This is a genomic window from Pseudomonas sp. S3(2024) (genome assembly GCF_036861315.1).
Lineage (GTDB): Bacteria > Pseudomonadota > Gammaproteobacteria > Pseudomonadales > Pseudomonadaceae > Aquipseudomonas > Aquipseudomonas putida_A.
In genome coordinates this window covers 357,586-375,815 of record NZ_JAZAQQ010000004.1, presented here as the reverse complement: position 1 = coordinate 375,815, position 18,230 = coordinate 357,586, and the positions used below count along the sequence as shown (strand labels likewise).

The 18,230-nt window shown below is 60.8% G+C and carries 13 protein-coding genes and 2 tRNA genes; 4 read left to right on the top strand and 11 right to left on the bottom strand.

Translation table 11 applies throughout. The features are described 5' to 3' along the window. Positions 1–200: 200 nt before the first annotated feature. From VLA07_RS13425 to rnr, 8 genes are all read right to left on the bottom strand, one after another. The gene (locus tag VLA07_RS13425) at positions 201–2,504 is read right to left on the bottom strand and encodes a YgiQ family radical SAM protein (RefSeq protein ID WP_330207435.1); all 2,304 of its coding nucleotides are present in this window, start codon (positions 2,502–2,504) and stop codon (positions 201–203) included. Positions 2,505–2,696: 192 nt separating this feature from the next. Further along, entirely contained in the window at positions 2,697–4,094 is a 1,398-nt protein-coding gene (gene dnaB / locus VLA07_RS13420; protein ID WP_003221138.1) for a replicative DNA helicase, read from the bottom strand. 120 nt (positions 4,095–4,214) lie between these two features. Continuing rightward, positions 4,215–4,661 carry a 50S ribosomal protein L9 gene (rplI, locus tag VLA07_RS13415; protein ID WP_003221136.1) on the bottom strand — a complete coding sequence of 149 codons (447 nt, stop codon included), beginning with the start codon at positions 4,659–4,661 and terminating at the stop codon, positions 4,215–4,217. Positions 4,662–4,680: 19 nt separating this feature from the next. Further along, entirely contained in the window at positions 4,681–5,574 is an 894-nt protein-coding gene (locus tag VLA07_RS13410; RefSeq protein WP_333989422.1) for a hypothetical protein, read from the bottom strand. Between the two features lie 36 nt (positions 5,575–5,610). Then, positions 5,611–5,841 carry a 30S ribosomal protein S18 gene (rpsR, locus tag VLA07_RS13405; protein WP_002551829.1) on the bottom strand — a complete coding sequence of 77 codons (231 nt, stop codon included), beginning with the start codon at positions 5,839–5,841 and terminating at the stop codon, positions 5,611–5,613. 28 nt (positions 5,842–5,869) lie between these two features. Further along, a complete protein-coding gene (gene rpsF / locus VLA07_RS13400) occupies positions 5,870–6,292 on the bottom strand; it encodes a 30S ribosomal protein S6 (protein ID WP_003221133.1) in 423 nt (140 codons plus the stop codon). Positions 6,293–6,599: 307 nt separating this feature from the next. Beyond that, entirely contained in the window at positions 6,600–7,367 is a 768-nt protein-coding gene (rlmB, locus tag VLA07_RS13395) for a 23S rRNA (guanosine(2251)-2'-O)-methyltransferase RlmB (RefSeq protein WP_007967448.1), read from the bottom strand. Then, positions 7,364–9,997 (bottom strand): ribonuclease R, encoded by a 2,634-nt coding sequence (gene rnr / locus VLA07_RS13390; RefSeq protein WP_333989420.1) that lies wholly within the window; start codon positions 9,995–9,997, stop codon positions 7,364–7,366. Before rnr ends, rlmB begins: the two co-directional genes overlap by 4 nt. A 225-nt stretch (positions 9,998–10,222) precedes the next feature. Here rnr and VLA07_RS13385 point away from each other — a divergent pair. The 4 genes from VLA07_RS13385 (at position 10,223) to VLA07_RS13370 (ending at position 13,481) form a co-directional block, all read left to right on the top strand. Then, positions 10,223–10,309, top strand: a tRNA-Leu gene (locus VLA07_RS13385). 180 nt (positions 10,310–10,489) lie between these two features. Further along, positions 10,490–10,576: transfer RNA gene (locus VLA07_RS13380), tRNA-Leu, on the top strand. A 329-nt stretch (positions 10,577–10,905) separates the two neighbouring features. After that, on the top strand, positions 10,906–11,916 hold the full coding sequence (locus tag VLA07_RS13375; protein ID WP_003221127.1) for an iron ABC transporter substrate-binding protein: 1,011 nt from the start codon (positions 10,906–10,908) through the stop codon (positions 11,914–11,916). After that, positions 11,916–13,481 (top strand): ABC transporter permease, encoded by a 1,566-nt coding sequence (locus VLA07_RS13370; protein WP_115985404.1) that lies wholly within the window; start codon positions 11,916–11,918, stop codon positions 13,479–13,481. Before VLA07_RS13375 ends, VLA07_RS13370 begins: the two co-directional genes overlap by 1 nt. A 109-nt stretch (positions 13,482–13,590) precedes the next feature. On the opposite strand, the gene VLA07_RS13365 is transcribed toward VLA07_RS13370, so the two are convergent. The 3 genes from VLA07_RS13365 to VLA07_RS13355 all read right to left on the bottom strand — a co-directional run bounded on the left by VLA07_RS13365 (position 13,591) and on the right by VLA07_RS13355 (position 18,196). Next, complete coding sequence (locus VLA07_RS13365) at positions 13,591–15,525, bottom strand: methyl-accepting chemotaxis protein (protein WP_247268687.1); 1,935 nt, start codon at positions 15,523–15,525, stop codon at positions 13,591–13,593. Between the two features lie 139 nt (positions 15,526–15,664). After that, positions 15,665–16,954 carry an adenylosuccinate synthase gene (locus VLA07_RS13360; RefSeq protein ID WP_003221122.1) on the bottom strand — a complete coding sequence of 430 codons (1,290 nt, stop codon included), beginning with the start codon at positions 16,952–16,954 and terminating at the stop codon, positions 15,665–15,667. A 54-nt stretch (positions 16,955–17,008) separates the two neighbouring features. Beyond that, complete coding sequence (locus VLA07_RS13355; RefSeq protein WP_333989418.1) at positions 17,009–18,196, bottom strand: ATP phosphoribosyltransferase regulatory subunit; 1,188 nt, start codon at positions 18,194–18,196, stop codon at positions 17,009–17,011. Positions 18,197–18,230: the final 34 nt, after the last annotated feature.

The following is an 18,230-nucleotide window of genomic DNA, read 5'->3' as shown; positions in this document are numbered from 1 at the left end:
GCGCCTAAATGTGGCGGCAGTGGTAGATGCGGCGCCTGAGATGACGCCTTCGCGAGCAAGCTCGCTCCCACAGGAGACCGCATTCCAACTGTGGGAGCGGGCTTGCTCGCGAAAGGGCCAGTCGTTTCAGCACACTTCTTGAACCCTGAAATGCAAAACGCCAACCCGAAGGTTGGCGTTCTGTTGAAACAAAAAGCGACTTAGCGCGGAACGACTGGCTTGCGAGCCGGTTTCGGCCCCTTGCCCTTGGCTGCTTCCTTGCGCTCCTTGGCCGCCTGCTGGTTGCGGGCGAATGCCGCAGCCTTGGCTTGTTCACGCTTGTCCCAAGGATTGCCACCGTCGCTGGCACGCGGCGGCAGGCCGTTGTGCTGGGTGAGAATCCTGGTGGTCTTCTCTTTCGCGACCTTGTGGCTGCCGGCCGGCGTCGAGTTCTTGCGACGGGCGCTCTGGTAGCTGTCGGTGGCCGGTTGATGCAGCGGAATCAACTGATCCTTGCCCGGACCGATCAGGTCACCACGTCCCATGCGAATCAACGCTTCGCGCAGCATCGGCCAGCCTTTCGGGTCGTGATAACGCAAGAACGCCTTGTGCAGACGACGCTGCTCTTCGCTCTTGACGATGGTCACGCCGTCGCTCTTGTAGGTGACCTTGCGCAGCGGGTTCTTGCCCGAGTGGTACATCGCGGTGGCGGTGGCCATCGGCGACGGGTAGAACGCCTGCACCTGGTCGGCACGGAAACCATTGCCCTTGAGCCACAGCGCCAGGTTCATCATGTCTTCGTCGGTGGTGCCCGGGTGCGCGGCGATGAAGTACGGGATCAGGTACTGCTCTTTGCCTGCTTCCTTGGTGTACTTCTCGAACATGCGCTTGAACTTGTCATAGCTACCAATGCCCGGTTTCATCATCTGGTTGAGCGGACCTTCCTCGGTGTGTTCCGGGGCGATCTTCAGGTAACCGCCGACGTGGTGGGTCACCAGCTCTTTGACGTACTCCGGCGATTCAACCGCGAGGTCGTAACGCAGGCCGGAGGCGATCAGGATCTTCTTCACACCCGGCAGGGCACGGGCACTGCGGTACAGCTGAATCAGCGACGAGTGGTCGGTGTTCAGGTTCGGGCAGATGCCCGGGAACACGCAGGACGGCTTGCGGCACGCGGATTCGATTTCCGGGCTCTTGCAGGCGATGCGGTACATGTTCGCGGTCGGGCCACCGAGGTCGGAGATGACGCCGGTGAAGCCCGGGACCTTGTCGCGGATCTCTTCGATTTCGCGAATGATCGACTCTTCGGATCGGTTCTGGATGATCCGGCCTTCGTGCTCGGTGATCGAGCAGAAGGTACAGCCGCCGAAGCAGCCACGCATGATGTTCACCGAGAAACGGATCATGTCGTAGGCCGGAATCTTCTCCTTGCCGTACGCCGGGTGCGGAACCCGTGCGTAAGGCATGCCGAACACGTAGTCCATTTCTTCAGTGGTCATCGGAATCGGCGGCGGGTTGAACCAGACGTCGATCTCGCCATGTTTCTGCACCAGCGCGCGGGCGTTACCCGGGTTGGTTTCCAGGTGCAGCACGCGGTTGGCGTGGGCGTACAGGACCGGGTCGTTACGCACCTTTTCCATCGACGGCAGGCGGATCACGGTCTTGTCGCGGGTCATGCGCGGGCTGGCCAGGATCTGTACGACCTTGGCTTCCTCGGGATCATCCACCGGGCCCTTCTCTTGCTCGATGGCGCAGGCCTGGGTGTCCTGGGTGTTGACGTACGGGTTGATGATCTTGTCGACCTTGCCCGGACGGTCGATGCGCGTGGAATCGACTTCGTACCAGCCCTGCGGCGTGTCACGACGGATGAACGCGGTGCCGCGCACGTCGGTGATGTCTTCGATCTTGTGCCCGTAGGACAGACGCTGGGCCACTTCGACGATGGCGCGCTCGGCGTTGCCGTACAGCAGAATGTCGGCGCTGGCGTCGATCAGGATCGAGTTGCGTACACGATCCTGCCAGTAGTCGTAGTGGGCGATGCGGCGCAGCGAAGCTTCGATGCCGCCGAGGACGATCGGCACGTGTTTGTAGGCTTCCTTGCAGCGCTGGCTGTAGACCAGACTCGCGCGATCCGGACGTTTGCCCGCCATGCCACCCGGGGTATAGGCGTCGTCGGAACGGATTTTCTTGTCCGCGGTGTAGCGGTTGATCATCGAGTCCATGTTGCCGGCCGCGACGCCGAAGAACAGGTTCGGCTCGCCGAGCTTCATGAAGTCGTCTTTGGACTGCCAGTTCGGCTGGGCAATGATCCCGACGCGGAAGCCCTGGGACTCCAGCAGCCGGCCGATGATCGCCATGCCGAACGACGGGTGATCGACGTAGGCATCACCAGTGACGATGATGATGTCGCAGGAATCCCAGCCGAGCTGATCCATCTCCTCCCTGCTCATCGGCAGGAATGGCGCTGGCCCGAAACATTCGGCCCAGTACTTTGGATAGTCAAATAACGGCTTGGCTGCTTGCATGTCGATAACCGGTGTTGGCTTTCATTGAATTTCGCGGGCGCGGAATATAGCACAAATTTTGACCAATTCCGACGGCTGTGGTCGGAAATTGCGCCACGCCCATTCGCGAGCAAGCCCGCTCCCACATTTGAATGCATTCCAGGTGTGGGAGCGGGCTTGCTCGCGAAGGCGTCAGCTCAAACGATGAAGAATTTACTCGTCGTCGTCGAAGTTGTAACTGCCCGGCGCAAGGTTTTCGAAGCGGGTGTACTTACCGATAAAGGCCAGGCGGATAAAGCCGATCGGGCCGTTCCGCTGCTTGCCGATGATGATTTCGGCGATGCCCTTGTGCTCGGTCTCCGGGTGATACACCTCGTCCCGGTACACGAACATGATGACGTCGGCGTCCTGCTCGATCGCTCCGGATTCCCGCAAGTCGGAGTTCACCGGGCGCTTGTTGGGACGTTGTTCCAGGGAACGGTTGAGCTGCGACAGCGCCACCACCGGGCAGTTGAATTCCTTGGCCAGGGCTTTCAGGGATCGGGAGATCTCGGAAATCTCGTTGGTCCGGTTGTCACCGCTCGAACCCGGAATCTGCATCAACTGCAGATAGTCGATCATGATCAGACCGATGTCGCCGTGCTCGCGCACCAGGCGCCGGGTCCGCGCACGCATTTCCGACGGGCTGATGCCGGCGGTGTCGTCGATGAACAGCTTGCGATCGTTGAGCAGGTTGACCGCTGAGGTCAGGCGCGGCCAGTCGTCGTCTTCGAGTTGGCCGGAACGCACCTTGGTCTGATCGATACGACCGAGGGACGAGAGCATACGCATGATCAGCGATTCACCTGGCATCTCGAGGGAGTACACCAGCACCGCCTTGTCGCTGCGCAGTACGGCGTTTTCCACCAGGTTCATGGCGAAGGTGGTTTTACCCATCGACGGACGGCCGGCGACGATGATCAGGTCGGACGGCTGAAGGCCACTGGTCTTCTCGTCGAGGTCGGTATAACCGGTGGACAGACCGGTGATTGCGTCGGCGGTGTTGAACAAGGTGTCGATGCGATCGATGGCCTTGGTCAACAGTTCGTTGACCCCCACCGGGCCGCCGGTCTTCGGCCGCGCCTCGGCGATCTGGAAGATCTGCCGTTCGGCTTCGTCGAGGATCTCTTCGGCTGTACGGCCTTCAGGGTTGAAGGCGGCGTCGGCAATTTCGGTGCTGATACCGATCAACTGGCGCAACGTCGCCCGCTGGCGAACGATCTGCGCATAGGCCTTGATGTTGGCGACGGACGGCGTGTTTTTCGCCAGCTCGCCGAGGTAACCGAGGCCGCCGACCTGAGACGTCTGACCTTCCTTGTCCAATTGCTCGGCCAGGGTCACGACGTCGATCGGCATGTTCTGATCGGCCAGTTTGGCGATCGCACGGAAGATCAGACGGTGGTCATGTCGGTAAAAATCGCCATCGGAGACTTGATCGAGCACGCGTTCCCAGGCGTTGTTGTCCAGCATCAGACCACCGAGTACGGCCTGTTCGGCCTCGATGGAATGCGGCGGCACTTTCAGCGCGGCGGTTTGCAGATCGTATTGCTCGGGAGCGGTGATTTCGTTCATGGCCACTTGGAGTCAGGTTTGAAAACGGGATTACCAGAAAGACAAAGGGCACGACCTGTAAACAGGATCGTGCCCGATGTTACCGGCAAGCACCCGAGGGTGCCAGCCGACAAGTATTGCTTAAGCTGCTACCACGACAACGCGTACGGTGGCTTCAACTTCGGCGTGCAGGTGCACAGCCACGTCGAATTCACCCACGTTGCGGATGGTGCCGTTCGGCAGACGAACTTCGCTCTTCTGCACTTCAACGCCGGAAGCGGTCAGTGCGTCAGCGATGTCGTGAGTACCGATCGAACCGAACAGCTTGCCTTCGTCGCCAGCGGTGGCAGTGATGGTCACTTCCAGCTCGGCCAGTTGGGCAGCACGGCTTTCAGCCGATGCTTTACGGTCTGCGGCAGCTTTTTCCAGCTCGGCACGACGCTCTTCGAACGCAGCCAGGTTGGCAGCGGTCGCAGCGGTAGCCTTGCCGAAAGGCAGCAGGTAGTTACGGCCGTAACCGGCCTTAACGTTTACTTTGTCGCCCAGGTTGCCCAGGTTGGCGATTTTTTCCAGAAGGATCAGTTGCATGTGGAAATCCTCTTAACTTTTAACCTTCACCGTTCGCGTTATCGGTGTCTTTCGACGCGTGACGACCGCGAAAATCAATCAGGCTGTCGACAATGGCCAGAACCACGAGCAACGGATAGAGCAGCTGCATGAACAACAGCAGCGTGACGTACAACCCCACCAGCCAGAAACCGGCCAGTCGCTTCTGCCCGACCAGCCCGTGAATCAGGGCGAGTCCGGCGAACACCAGCGGTACACTGCACAACGGCGTCAACATGGCCATCTGTGCACCGAGATTCGGGCCCAGAAGCATCAACGCCAGCAGCAACATCGCCGGCCCCAGCGGGATCCGGATGGCGCGAAACTCGCGACCAAAACCACCCGGGTTGTACAACAACGCCTGCCAATGCCGCCCGACAATCAGGCTCAGCACGCTGACGATCTGCAACAGAGCCGCAATCAGTCCGGTCAGGACTGGTGCAATCAGGGACGCGAAGCGCGCTTGCTCATCGACCGACAATTGCTTGTAGGTTTCACCAAGAAGCGCCGGCATGACCTTTATCAAGGCCTGCGCGAGCATCTCGATCTGGGCCGCAAACGCTGCCCCGAGCACCACTGAAAACACCACTCCAATCACTACGCTGACCAGCAGCGTGCGAACCCAGGATTCGCTTGCGCGCAACACCAACGCAAGCCCCGAAGACCCCAGCAGCACCAGAAGTGCCCGTGGATCATCGGCATACAGCCACCAGATCAATGCCGGCAGCAGCCCTAGGGACAGGACGCCAATGGCGTCCGTCAGTCCGCGCCGCAGAAGCACCAGGCTCCCGGCGGCAGCACCCAACCAATACAACAACGGCAATGTTGCACATCCGGCCACCACGAGAGTGGCCTGCATACGGCCTCGCATGATGAACTCAGCTAAGGCACGCATGCATTCAATCCTTTGCTACTTGTCGACTGCCCGGTCTCAGCGGCCGTGGCTGTCGGTGTAGGCCAGCAGGGCCAGGAAGCGGGCGCGCTTGATAGCGGTGGCCAGCTGACGCTGATAACGAGCTTTGGTACCGGTGATGCGGCTTGGAACGATTTTGCCGGTCTCGGATACGTAGGCTTTCAGAGTGTTGAGATCTTTGTAATCGATCTCTTTCACGTCTTCAGCGGTGAAGCGGCAGAATTTACGACGACGGAAGAAACGTGCCATTTGATAGGCTCCTTAAAAGGTCCGTGGATTACTCGTCAGCGTTATCGCTGTTGTCGCTGTCATCACCCTCAACGCCATCAGCGTCGGAGTGCTCAGGACGGTCGCGACGCTCACGGCGCTCACTGCGGTTTTCTTCAGCCTTGAGCATCTCGGACTGGCCGGTAACGGCTTCGTCGCGACGGATGACCAGGTTACGGATCACTGCATCGTTGTAGCGGAAGTTGTCTTCCAGCTCGGCCAGGGCCTTGCCAGTGCACTCAACGTTCAGCATCACGTAGTGAGCCTTGTGAACATTGTTGATTGCGTAGGCCAGTTGACGACGGCCCCAGTCTTCCAGACGGTGGATTTTGCCGCCGTCTTCTTCGATCAGCTTGGTGTAACGCTCAACCATGCCGCCGACTTGCTCGCTCTGGTCAGGGTGGACCAGAAAGATGATTTCGTAATGACGCATGAATGCTCCTTACGGGTTGTAGCCTGCCGCTCAAAAACGGTCAGACAAGGAGTGAATGACACTTATGGACTTGCTGGCGCGGGGCACATGCGTGCCTGCCGTCACAGCAAGGGGCGCAATTGTAGAGAAGGGACTGCGCAGGTGCAAGGCAATTGGTGATTATTTGAACAATCACCGGATACAGGCCACACCACAAAACAATGTAGGAGTGAGCCTGCTCGCGATGAGGGCGCAACATTCAACTTTGATGCTGAATGTAACTCCGCTATCGCGAGCAGGCTCACTCCTACAGGGGATTTGCAACAGGTCAGGCTTTCTTGGCAGCAGCCTTGGCCTTGGCGCCGCGTTGACGCTGTGCTTCGAACAGGCACACACCGGTGGCCACGGACACGTTGAGACTGCTGACGCTGCCGGCCATCGGCAGGTTCACCAGATAGTCGCAGTGCTCGCGAGTCAGGCGACGCATGCCTTTGCCTTCGGCGCCCATGATCAGGATGGTCGGGCCGGTCAGGTCCTGGTCATAAATGCTGACCTCGGCCTCACCCGCCGTGCCGACCACCCACAGACCGCGCTGCTGAAGCTTTTCCAGAGTGCGCGCCAGGTTGGTCACCGCCACCAGCGGAATCACTTCCGCCGCGCCGCAGGCCACTTTACGCACCACCGGCGTCAGGGTTGCCGATTTGTCCTTGGGCACGATCACCGCCAGCGCGCCGGCAGCATCCGCCGAACGCAGGCAGGCGCCGAGGTTGTGCGGGTCGGTCACGCCGTCGAGCACCAGCAACAGCGGTGCGCCTTCGGTACGGTCGAGCAGCTCATCGAGCATCGCCTCGCCCCAGACCTGGCTCGGACTGACGTCCGCCACCACGCCCTGGTGTACGCCTTCAACCCAGGCGTCCATTTCGCGGCGCTCGGCCTGACCGATCTGCACACGATTTTCGTTGGCCAGCTCGATCAGGGTCTGCACACGCGGATCGTTGCGGCTTTCGGCCAGCCAGATCTGCTTGACGCGTTTCGGGTGGTGACGCAGCAACGCTTCTACCGCGTGAACGCCGTAGATTTTTTCCAACTGACTCATGACTTCGCCTTCGGTTTACGCGACCCGCCACTTTTGGCTGGAGCCGAACCCGCTTTTGGCGGGCCTTTACGGTGTTTGCTCGGTTTGGCTGGCTTGCCGCCGACGGCCTTCTCAGGCGCCGACCGTCCGGTCTTTCCCCCAGACGCCGCTTTACCACCGCTTTTGGCTTCGGCCAGCAAGGCCTTCTTCAATTCACGGCTTTTGCGCAGCTCGGCGTTTTTCGCCACAGCATCGCTCGGGCGATAGGCCTCGACGGCTTTCTCTTTGGCTGGACGACGGCTGGCGGTTTTCGCCGGAGCCTTGTCTTCCACAGCCTTGATCGCTGCCGGAGCAGTGCTTTCGCTGCCGCGCTTCTTGCGACCAATCGGCGCGCTGATGGTTTTTTCGGCCATCTCGAAGTCGATCTTGCGCTCGTCGAGGTCGACGCGCATCACGCGCACTTCAACGGTATCGCCAAGACGGAAGCTGCGACCGGTGCGCTCGCCCGCCAGGCGGTGATGCACAGGATCGAAGTGGTAGTAATCGCCCGGCAGCGCGGTAACGTGCACCAGGCCTTCGACGTAGATATCGGTCAGCTCGACGAACAGGCCAAAACCGGTCACGGCGGTGATCACACCCGGGAACGATTCGCCGACGCGATCCTTCATGAACTCGCACTTGAGCCAGTTCACCACGTCGCGAGTGGCTTCGTCGGCACGGCGCTCGCTCATCGAGCACTGCTCGCCGAGTTGCTCCAGCGCCGCTTCGTCGTAGGGATAGATGCGCGCCTTCGGAATGGTCATCGCCCCGGCACGACGAACGTGCGGAGTGTCCTGTTTCGAATGGATCACGCTGCGGATGGCGCGGTGCGTGAGCAGGTCCGGGTAACGACGGATCGGCGAGGTGAAGTGGGTATAGGCTTCGTAATTCAGGCCGAAGTGGCCTTCGTTCTGGGCGCTGTACACCGCCTGGCTCAGGGAGCGCAGCATCACGGTCTGGATCAGATGGAAATCCGGACGATCCTTGATGCTTGCCAACAGGGCCTGATAGTCCTTTGGCGACGGGCCGTCCTTGCCTTTGTGCAGGGACAGGCCGAGCTCGCCGAGGAACGCGCGCAGTTTTTCCAGACGCTCCGGTGGCGGGCCGTCGTGGACACGATACAGCGCTGGGATTTCGTGCTTCTTGAGGAATTCGGCGGTGGCCACGTTGGCCGCCAGCATGCATTCCTCGATCAGCTTGTGCGCATCGTTACGGGTGGTCGGACGGATTTCGGCAATCTTGCGCTCGGAACCGAAGATGATCCGGGTTTCCTGGGTTTCGAAATCGATCGCGCCACGCACGTGACGGGCAGCCAGCAACACTTTGTACAGCGCATAGAGCTGCTTGAGGTGCGGCACCACGTCGGTGTATTCGCCGCGAAGCTTGCGCGCTTCGGTGGCTTTCGGGGTTTCCAGCATCGCGCTGACCTTGTTGTAGGTCAGGCGGGCGTGGGAATGGATCACCGCTTCATAGAAGCAGTAGTCGGTCATTTCGCCGGACTTGGAGATGGTCATCTCGCAAACCATGGCCAGACGATCGACGTGCGGGTTCAGCGAGCACAGGCCGTTGGAGAGCTGCTCAGGCAGCATCGGCACCACGCGCTCGGGGAAATACACCGAGTTGCCGCGTACCTGGGCTTCGTTGTCCAGCGCCGAACCGATCTTCACGTAGCTGGAAACGTCGGCAATCGCCACGTACAACTTCCAGCCGCCAGAGAACAGGCGCAACTTGCCCGGCTTGGCTTCGCAGTAGACCGCGTCGTCGAAGTCGCGGGCATCTTCGCCGTCGATGGTGACGAACGGCAGATGGCGCAGGTCGACACGCTTCTCTTTGTCTTTCTCTTCGACTTCCGGCTTGAGCTTGGCGGCTTCTTTGAGCACCGCTTCAGGCCAGACGTGCGGAATGTCGTAGGTACGCAGCGCGACATCGATTTCCATGCCCGGCGCCATGTAGTTGCCGACCACTTCGACCACATCGCCTTGCGGCTGGAAGCGCGGCGTCGGCCAGTGGGTGATTTTCACCTCGACGAACTGACCGATCTGCGCGTTGGCGTTGCGGCCTGGCGTAACCAGCACTTCCTGCTGGATCTTCGGATTGTCGGCAACAACGAAACCGATACCGCCCTCTTCGAAGTAGCGACCAACAATCGTTTCGTGGGCACGGGACACCACTTCGACGATCACGCCTTCACGGCGGCCACGACGGTCGAGACCGGAAACACGGGCCAGCGCACGGTCGCCATCGAACACCAGACGCATCTGCGCCGGGCTCATGAACAGGTCATCGCTGCCGTCGTCCGGCACCAGGAAGCCGAAACCGTCACGGTGACCGCTAATGCGGCCGAGGATCAGGTCGAGCTTGTCCACCGGCGCATAGGTGCCACGGCGGGTGTAGATCAATTGAGCGTCGCGCTCCATGGCACGCAGGCGGCGGCGCAGGGCTTCGATCTGGTCTTCTGTGGTCAGACCAAACTCTTCGACCAGTTGCTCGCGGGCAGCAGGCGAACCCCGATCGGCGAGATGCGCCAGGATCAGTTCGCGGCTGGGAATAGGGTTTTCATATTTTTCCGCTTCACGAGCGGCCTCGGGATCGAGGGACTGCCAATCGGCCATTAGAGAGTTTTCACCTTGTCTATATGCGGGTTAGTTTGGCATAGGCGCCATCAAACGGGAAATTTCCGACTATATAAGGCCCTTCTGGAGCCTTGTATCGACGCCTGAAAGCCCTTTTGAACACCGCTGGTAAAAAAATTCATTTTTTTTGCTGACAGGGGTTTACAGTTAAAAAGGCGCTCCGTATAGTGCGCGCCATCGACGACGTACACACGTTGACGAGATGCCCAGGTGGTGAAATTGGTAGACACGCCAGCTTCAGGTGCTGGTGACCTTACGGTCGTGGAAGTTCGAGTCTTCTCCTGGGCACCAATTTCGAGTTTGAGACTAGATCAGTTTCAAGGCTCACACAAAACCCGCGAAAGCGGGTTTTTTGCATTCTAAGGAACGGGTTTGTTAAAACTGATTAATTAAAATTAAATCAGGGGTTTACAGATCAAAAAGCGCTCCGTATAGTGCGCCACATCAACAGCGGCAACGCTCGCGATGAATGCCCAGATGGTGAAATTGGTAGACACGCCAGCTTCAGGTGCTGGTGACCTTACGGTCGTGGAAGTTCGAGTCTTCTTCTGGGCACCAATTCAAACTCAAGGTTACGACGTTGAGTTTCCCAAAAAACCCGCGAAAGCGGGTTTTTGTGTTTCTGGCGTTTGAAAACCTGCAAGCCTCTGTGGCGAGGGAGCTTGCTCCCGCTGGGATGCGCAGCATTCCTCGCTTTTACATCAGTCATGCCCTCTCTCAGGATTAACGACTGCTATGCAGCCGAGCGGGAGCAAGCTCCCTCGCCACAAATGATCACCAGATCATGCTCTAGCAAACCTCCGCCCTCCTCGCAAGGCGCACTTGAGAAACAATATCGTTTATCATTGTTGCAAGTTTTTGCAATGCGACAGTGAGGAACCCTGCGAATGATGTTTCGAAATACCCTGCGCCGCGGCTTGACCTTCACCCTGCTCGGCCTGGCACTCGCCACTCCCCTCACCCAGGCAGCCGATGCGGTTTCCCTGACGCTCTACAACGGTCAACACAAGGAAGTCGGCGATGCGATCGCCAAGGCTTTCGAGGCCAAGACCGGCATTCACGTCAACGTACGCAAGGGCAGCAGCAACCAGCTCGCCAGCCAGGTCATCGAAGAAGGCGACCGCTCCCCCGCCGACGTGATCTACACCGAAGAATCTCCCCCACTGAACAACCTCGGCGAACAAGGTCTGCTGGCCAAGACTGACGACGCCACGCTGGCCGTGCTGCCCAAGCAATACGTCGCTGGCAACGGCACCTGGATCGGTGTCACCGCGCGGGTTCGCGTGGTTGCCTACAACCCGAAACTGGTCGATGAGAAAGACCTGCCGAAGTCGGTGATGGAATTCTCCGATCCGAAGTGGCAAGGCAAAGTCGGATTCGTCCCGACCAGCGGCGCATTCCAGGAACAAGCCGTGGCGATCATCAAGATGCACGGTCGCGACGCCGCTGAGGAATGGCTGACCGGGCTGCGCGCTTTCGGTAAAACCTACAGCAACAACATGGTCGCCCTCAAAGCCGTGGAAAACGGCGAAGTCGCCACAGTGCTGGTGAACAACTACTACTGGTTCGCCCTGCAGCGTGAGAAAGGCAAACTCGACTCGAAACTGCATTACTTCACCGGCGGCGACGTCGGCGGACTGATCACCGTATCCAGTGCTGCCGTGCTGAAATCCAGCAAACATCCAAAAGAAGCCCAGCAATTCCTTGCCTACATGGCCAGTGAGGAAGGCCAGCGCGTGATCACTCAGACCACCGCCGAATACCCGCTGCACAAAGGTATGGAATCGGATCGCGGGCTCAAGCCGTTCAGCGAACTGCAAGCGCCAAACGTGACCCCGGCCGATCTGGGCAACGCCGAAGAAGCCTTGGACCTGGAACGTGAAGTTGGCCTGAACTGATGGCCACATCGTTATCCGCCCCCGCCGCGCGCGGGGGTTACGTGCCACGGCGCAAACGACCGTCGATCTGGCTGGTGCTGCCGGTGTTATTGCTGGTGGTCATGAGCCTGTTGCCACTGGCCTATGTCGGCCTGAAAGCCTGGCAGGCCGGCTGGGCCGAAGCGCTGCACCTGTTGTGGCGCCCTTACGTATTCGGTCTGCTGCGCAACACCCTGGCGTTGATGGTCGGCGTAACGCTGACTTGCGGCGTGATCGGCCTGTCACTGGCGTGGCTGCTGGAGCGCAGCAATCTGCCGGGACGACGCCTGTGGGGGGTGATTCTGTGCCTGCCGTTTGCGGTGCCGGCGTTTGTCAGCAGCTTCACCTGGGTATCGTTGAGCGCGCAGTTCGAAGGCCTCGGCGGGGCGATTCTGGTGATGAGCCTGTCGAAGTATCCGCTGATCTTTCTGCCGGTCGCGGCGACCCTGCGCAACCTCGATCCGTCCCTTGAAGAATCCGCCCGCACCTTGGGACAGAATCGCTGGGGCGTGTTCTTCCGCGTCACCCTGCCGCTGCTCTGGCCGTCGCTGCTGGCCGGTTCGCTGCTGATTGCCCTGCACATGCTGGTCGAGTTCGGCGCGCTGTCGATCATCGGCCTGCAAACCTTCACCACCGCGATCTATCAGCAATTCGAACTGGAATTCAGCAACGCCAATGCAGCGATGCTTTCGGCGGTGCTGCTCGCGCTGTGTCTGATGCTGCTGTGGCTGGAGCTGCGGGTGCGCGGTAAAGGGCGCCATGTGCGCACCGGCCAGGGTGCAGCGCGTCAGGCCGAGCAAGTGCGGTTGGGGCCGTGGGCGGTTGCCGGTCAGTTGTATTGCCTGTTGCTGGCGATCGTCGGCAGCGGGATTCCGTTGGGCATGCTGGCGTACTGGCTGGCGGTCGGCTCATCGGCAGCCTTCCCGGTCGCGGCGATCACTGAGGCCCTGCTGTCGTCGCTGGCCTTGTCGCTGGGTGGCGCGGCGCTGTGCCTGCTGCTGGCGGTGCCGGTCGGGCTGCTGGTGGTGCGTTACAAGGGCCAACTGGCGATCTGGGCCGAACGCTTGCCGTATCTGCTCCACGCCTTGCCGGGCCTGGTAATCGCGCTGACGCTGGTGTATTTCGCCCTGCACTACGTGCCGGCGCTGTACCAGACCTCGGCGTTGCTGCTGATCGCTTATGCGCTGCTGTTCCTGCCATTGGCACAGGCGCCGATTCGCACGGCACTGAACAAGGCTGCGCCGCAGCTGGAGGAAGCGGCACGCACGTTGGGGGCATCGTCATTCACCGCGTTTTGCCGGGTGACCCTGCCGATCATCTTCCCGGCACTGGGTGCGGCGTTTGCGCTGGTGTTTCTGGATGCGATGAAGGAATTGACGGCGACGCTGCTGCTCAGTCCGACCGGGCTGAACACGCTGGCGACCGAGGTCTGGGCGCATACGGCAAATGTCGAGTTCGCGGCGGCAGCGCCTTATGCGGCGTTGTTGATTGTGGTGTCGGGGTTGCCGGTGTATCTGCTGACGACGCGGATGTATCTGAGCCGCTGAAATCGCCTTCGCGAGCAAGCCCGCTCCCACAGTTTGACCGAGCTCCCACCTGGGAATGCGATCGAATGTGGGAGCGGGCTTGCTCGCGAAGAGGTCCGCCCGGACACCTTTAAGCCCTGAACTGCCCCAGGCTGGCTTTCAACTGCGCCGCCAGCCCATCCAGCACCTTGCCACTGGCCGTGGTTTCCACCACCGCCTGCGCCGCTTTCTCGGCCTGGGCATGAATCGTTTCGACCCGCCCACGCACTGCCTGCGCGCCCTGCGCCTGATGCGCCGCTGCCTGCGTTGCCAGACCGATCGCCGCATGCACCTGCTCGACCGAGGCCTGCACTGACTGCTGCAACCGTGCGCTGTCGCGTAACACCAGCAAACCTTCGCTGGCCTGACGCCCCGCCTGGCCGATCGCTTCTACCGCTTCACGCGCGCCCTGCTGCAACGCGACGATGTGCGCCTGAATGTCACCGGTCGAGCTTTGCGTCTTGCTCGCCAAGGCGCGCACCTCGTCCGCGACCACGGCAAAACCGCGTCCCGTCTCACCGGCCCGCGCCGCTTCGATCGCCGCATTCAGGGCCAGCAGGTTGGTCTGCTCGGCTATGCCGTGAATCACCGTCAGCACCACTTCAATCTGTTCGCTCTGCTGCGCCAGTCGCTCGATGACTTTCGCCCCGGTATCAACCTGCCCTGCCAGCGCCTCGATCAGGCTGCCGACTTTCGCCGAGGTACGAGTGTTTTCATCGGTGGCCTGACGAATATCCACCACCTGCTTCAACGCCGCCTGCATGGCATGGCTTTCCGACTGCGCCTCATCAGCCATTTGCGACAGCGCGCGCAGGCTTTCCGCCACTTCGTCACGCTGCATCCCGGCCGCTGCGTCGGCACCGGCATTGCGCAGGGTCATGGCGCCGATTTCCACTCCGGTCCGCTGGGCCACGTCGCCCGCCTCGCGCACGATCGGCTGCAACTTATCCACAAAGCGATTGACCGCCGAGGCCATGTCGCCGATCTCGTCCTTGCTGTGGATCTGCACGCGCTTGGTCAGATCGCCCTCGCCTGCCGCCAGATCGTCCATCGCCGCATTGAGCATCTTCAAGCGATTGACCACCCGGTGCCCCAGCACCACCGCCAGCAACAGCAGCACGCCGCAACCGACGAGTGCCAGGCCCATGCCGATGCGCCAGCGCAAGGTCGCGGCGGCTTCCTGCACGGTGCTGCTGGTATTGGCTTTCATCTCGGTCGCGGTGGATTGCGCCGACTGCAGGCGCGCCTGCATTGCCGTCGCGCTATCGGCAGCGGCACCCTTGAGGCTATCGCCGACCAGTTGATCGCTGCTGGCGATCAGCGCCGAGAAGCGCTGGTCGAGCGCCGCCAGATCGGTGTCCACCGAAGCCGTCGATACGCCCATCAGCACCTTGCCGATTTCCACGCCGTTGGGATTGATCGAGGCCTCGAGGTAGTAGACCGACGGATCGTTTTTCGCCGCGTCCAGCACCTTGTCCAGCGCGCGCTCGCCCTGGCCTTTTTCCAGCAAGGCCTTGTTGATCGGATTTTCGCGGTTGAGGTAACGCGTCAGGTGTTGACCGGTGGCATCGTCGTAAACCACGAACAACACGTTGGGATTGCGCTGGGCGCGACGAGCAAATTCGGACAGGGTCGGCACGTCGCTGTCCCACATGGCGCGCGGCGCCACCGAGGCGAGCAACTGAGCCATGTCATTGGCCGAGTCCTTGAGATCTTTTTCCAGTGTCGTACGCAGTTGCGCCTGCTCGTCCTTCAGACGCGCGGACAGGCCGGCGGTCAGACGCTGCCGGGTACTGGAGGAAAGGTTATCGAGGCTTGAGGTGACTTCACGCCCGGCCTGCTCCAGCTCGCTGGAGAGCTTTTGGCTGTCAGCGCCCAGACGAGTGCCGAGATCGGCTTCCAGCGCCGTGACCGTGCTTCGTGTCAGGGCGACTGCCACCAGCACTTGCACCAAAAGGGCGATACCAAGGGTAACGAACACGGGCCGCAACAAACGGCTTTGTAACAGTGAGAGAACGGCCGACACTGTGAATCCCTCTACTTCTGACGCCATTAATTTGATGGCACTCTTGTAGGAAGATTTACAGCAAAGGTCATGCCGTCCAACAGGCATAAACGACAAAGGCCCCGATTAAGGGGCCTTTGTTTTTTACATCAACGACTTATCAAGCGAACGGATGACGCAGCACGATGGTTTCGTTGCGATCCGGGCCCGTCGAAATAATGTCGATCGGCGCGCCGATCAACTCTTCAACGCGTTTGATGTAGGCACGAGCGTTAGCTGGCAGCTCTTCCAGGGTTTTGGCACCCACGGTCGATTCGGTCCAGCCCGGCACTTCTTCGTACACAGGCTGCAGGCCCACGTAGCTGTCAGCGTCAGTCGGCGCCACGGCATTGCCTTGCGCGTCCTTGTAGCCGGTGCAGATGTTGATGGTTTCCAGACCATCGAGTACGTCCAGCTTGGTCAGGCAGATGCCCGAGATGCTGTTCACATCGATAGCGCGACGCAGGATGACGGCGTCGAACCAGCCGCAACGACGGGCACGGCCGGTGGTAGCGCCGAACTCGTGACCTTGCTTGGCCAGGTGCGCACCCACGTCGTCGAACAGCTCAGTCGGGAATGGACCCGAACCGACGCGAGTGGTGTAAGCCTTGGTGATGCCCAGGATGTAGTCGAGGAACATCGGGCCAACGCCCGAACCGGTCGCCACGCCACCTGCGGTGGTGTTGGAACTGGTCACGTACGGGTAGGTACCGTGGTCGATGTCGAGCAACGAACCCTGAGCGCCTTCGAACATGATGTCTTTGCCGGCGCGACGCAGGTCGTGCAGCTCGGCAGTCACGTCGAGCATCAGCGGCTTGAGCAGCTCGGCGTATTCCTTGCACTCGGCCAAGGTCTTTTCGAACTCGATGGCCGGCTCTTTGTAGTAACCGACCAGCATGAAGTTGTGGTAATCCACCAGTTCACGCAGCTTGTCTTCGAAGCGCGGCATGTTCAGCAGGTCGCCCACGCGCAGGCCACGACGGGCAACCTTGTCTTCGTAAGCCGGGCCGATGCCGCGACCGGTGGTACCGATCTTCAGCTCGCCACGGGCTTTTTCACGGGCCTGGTCCAGCGCCACGTGGAAGGACAGGATCAGCGGGCAGGACGGGCTGATACGCAGGCGCTCGCGCACCGGTACGCCTTTCTCTTCCAGCTTGGTGATCTCACGCAGCAGGGCGTCAGGTGCAACCACCACGCCGTTGCCGATCAGGCACTGCACGCCTTCGCGCAGCACGCCCGACGGGATCAGGTGCAAGACGGTTTTCTCGCCGTCGATCACCAGGGTGTGGCCAGCGTTGTGGCCACCTTGGTAGCGCACTACGGCGGCAGCATGTTCGGTCAGCAGATCAACGATCTTGCCTTTGCCCTCATCACCCCATTGGGTGCCCAGGACTACGACATTCTTACCCATAACACTTGTCCTCATTCGCGCAAACTTGGTGCCGGCGATGGCCGGCAGGAAAACTCAAGAAGCCAGTGGCGATACTTGCCAAAGCCCGTTCTGCTGAATCAATTGCCGGTCGCAGTCCGCATCACGGGCGGCGGCCAAAGGTTGTCCAGGCAATGCCTGAACGACACGCTGACCCTCACTGCGCAACTGGCAAACCTGCTGCCAGAGTGCCGCATCCGTACTGTCAGGCATCCAGATACCGCCAGACGGTAGCTCGATCTCAGCACGCCCCAGGGTCACCAGGGTTTTCAAATCGGTAGAGAAGCCGGTCGCCGGACGGGCACGACCGAAGTCGGCGCCGATGTCGTCGTAGCGACCGCCCTGAGCGATGGACTGGCCCACGCCCGGGACAAACACCGCGAACACCACACCGGTGTGGTAGTGGTAGCCGCGCAGCTCGCCCAGGTCGAAGTACAGCGGCAACTCCGGGAAACGCGTCGCCAGACGATCGGCGATCTCCAGCAAATCTTCCAGCGCCGCCAGCACCGGCGGCGGTGCATTGGCCAGACGCTCACGGGCCGCACTCAGTACTTCACGTCCGCCACACAGATCGACCAGCGCCCGCAGCATGCGGGACAGATCGGCCGGCAGGCCTTCGGTCAAGGTAATGACCTCGTCGATGGCCTTGCGTTGCAACGCATCGAACAACTGCTGCTCGACTTCACCGGACAGACCGGCGGCACGCGCCAGACCACGGTAGATGCCGACATGGCCAAGGTCCATGTGTACATCCGGCACATCGGCCAGTTGCAGCATGGCCAGCATCAGGCTGATCACTTCAACGTCGCTGCTCGGGCTGGCATCGCCGTACAGCTCGGCACCCAACTGGATCGGGCTGCGCGAGGACGACAGTGCACGCGGCTGGGCATGCAGCACGCTGCCGGCGTAGCACAGACGGCTCGGACCTTCGCGACGCAGGGTGTGCGCATCGATCCGCGCCACTTGCGGCGTGATGTCGGCACGGAACCCCATCTGCCGACCCGATTGCGGGTCGATGACCTTGAAGGTACGCAGATCCAGGTCCTGGCCCGCACCGGTCAGCAGGGATTCCAGGTACTCGATATGGGGAGTCACGACAAACTCGTAACCCCAGCTCTGGAACAGATCCAACACCTGACGACGCGCGACTTCAATGCGCGCCGCTTCCGGTGGCAGTACTTCTTCGATGCCATCTGGCAGCAGCCAGCGGTCTACCGTTGCCATTACGCCATTCCCCTTTGATCCGGGCGGCCAGCCT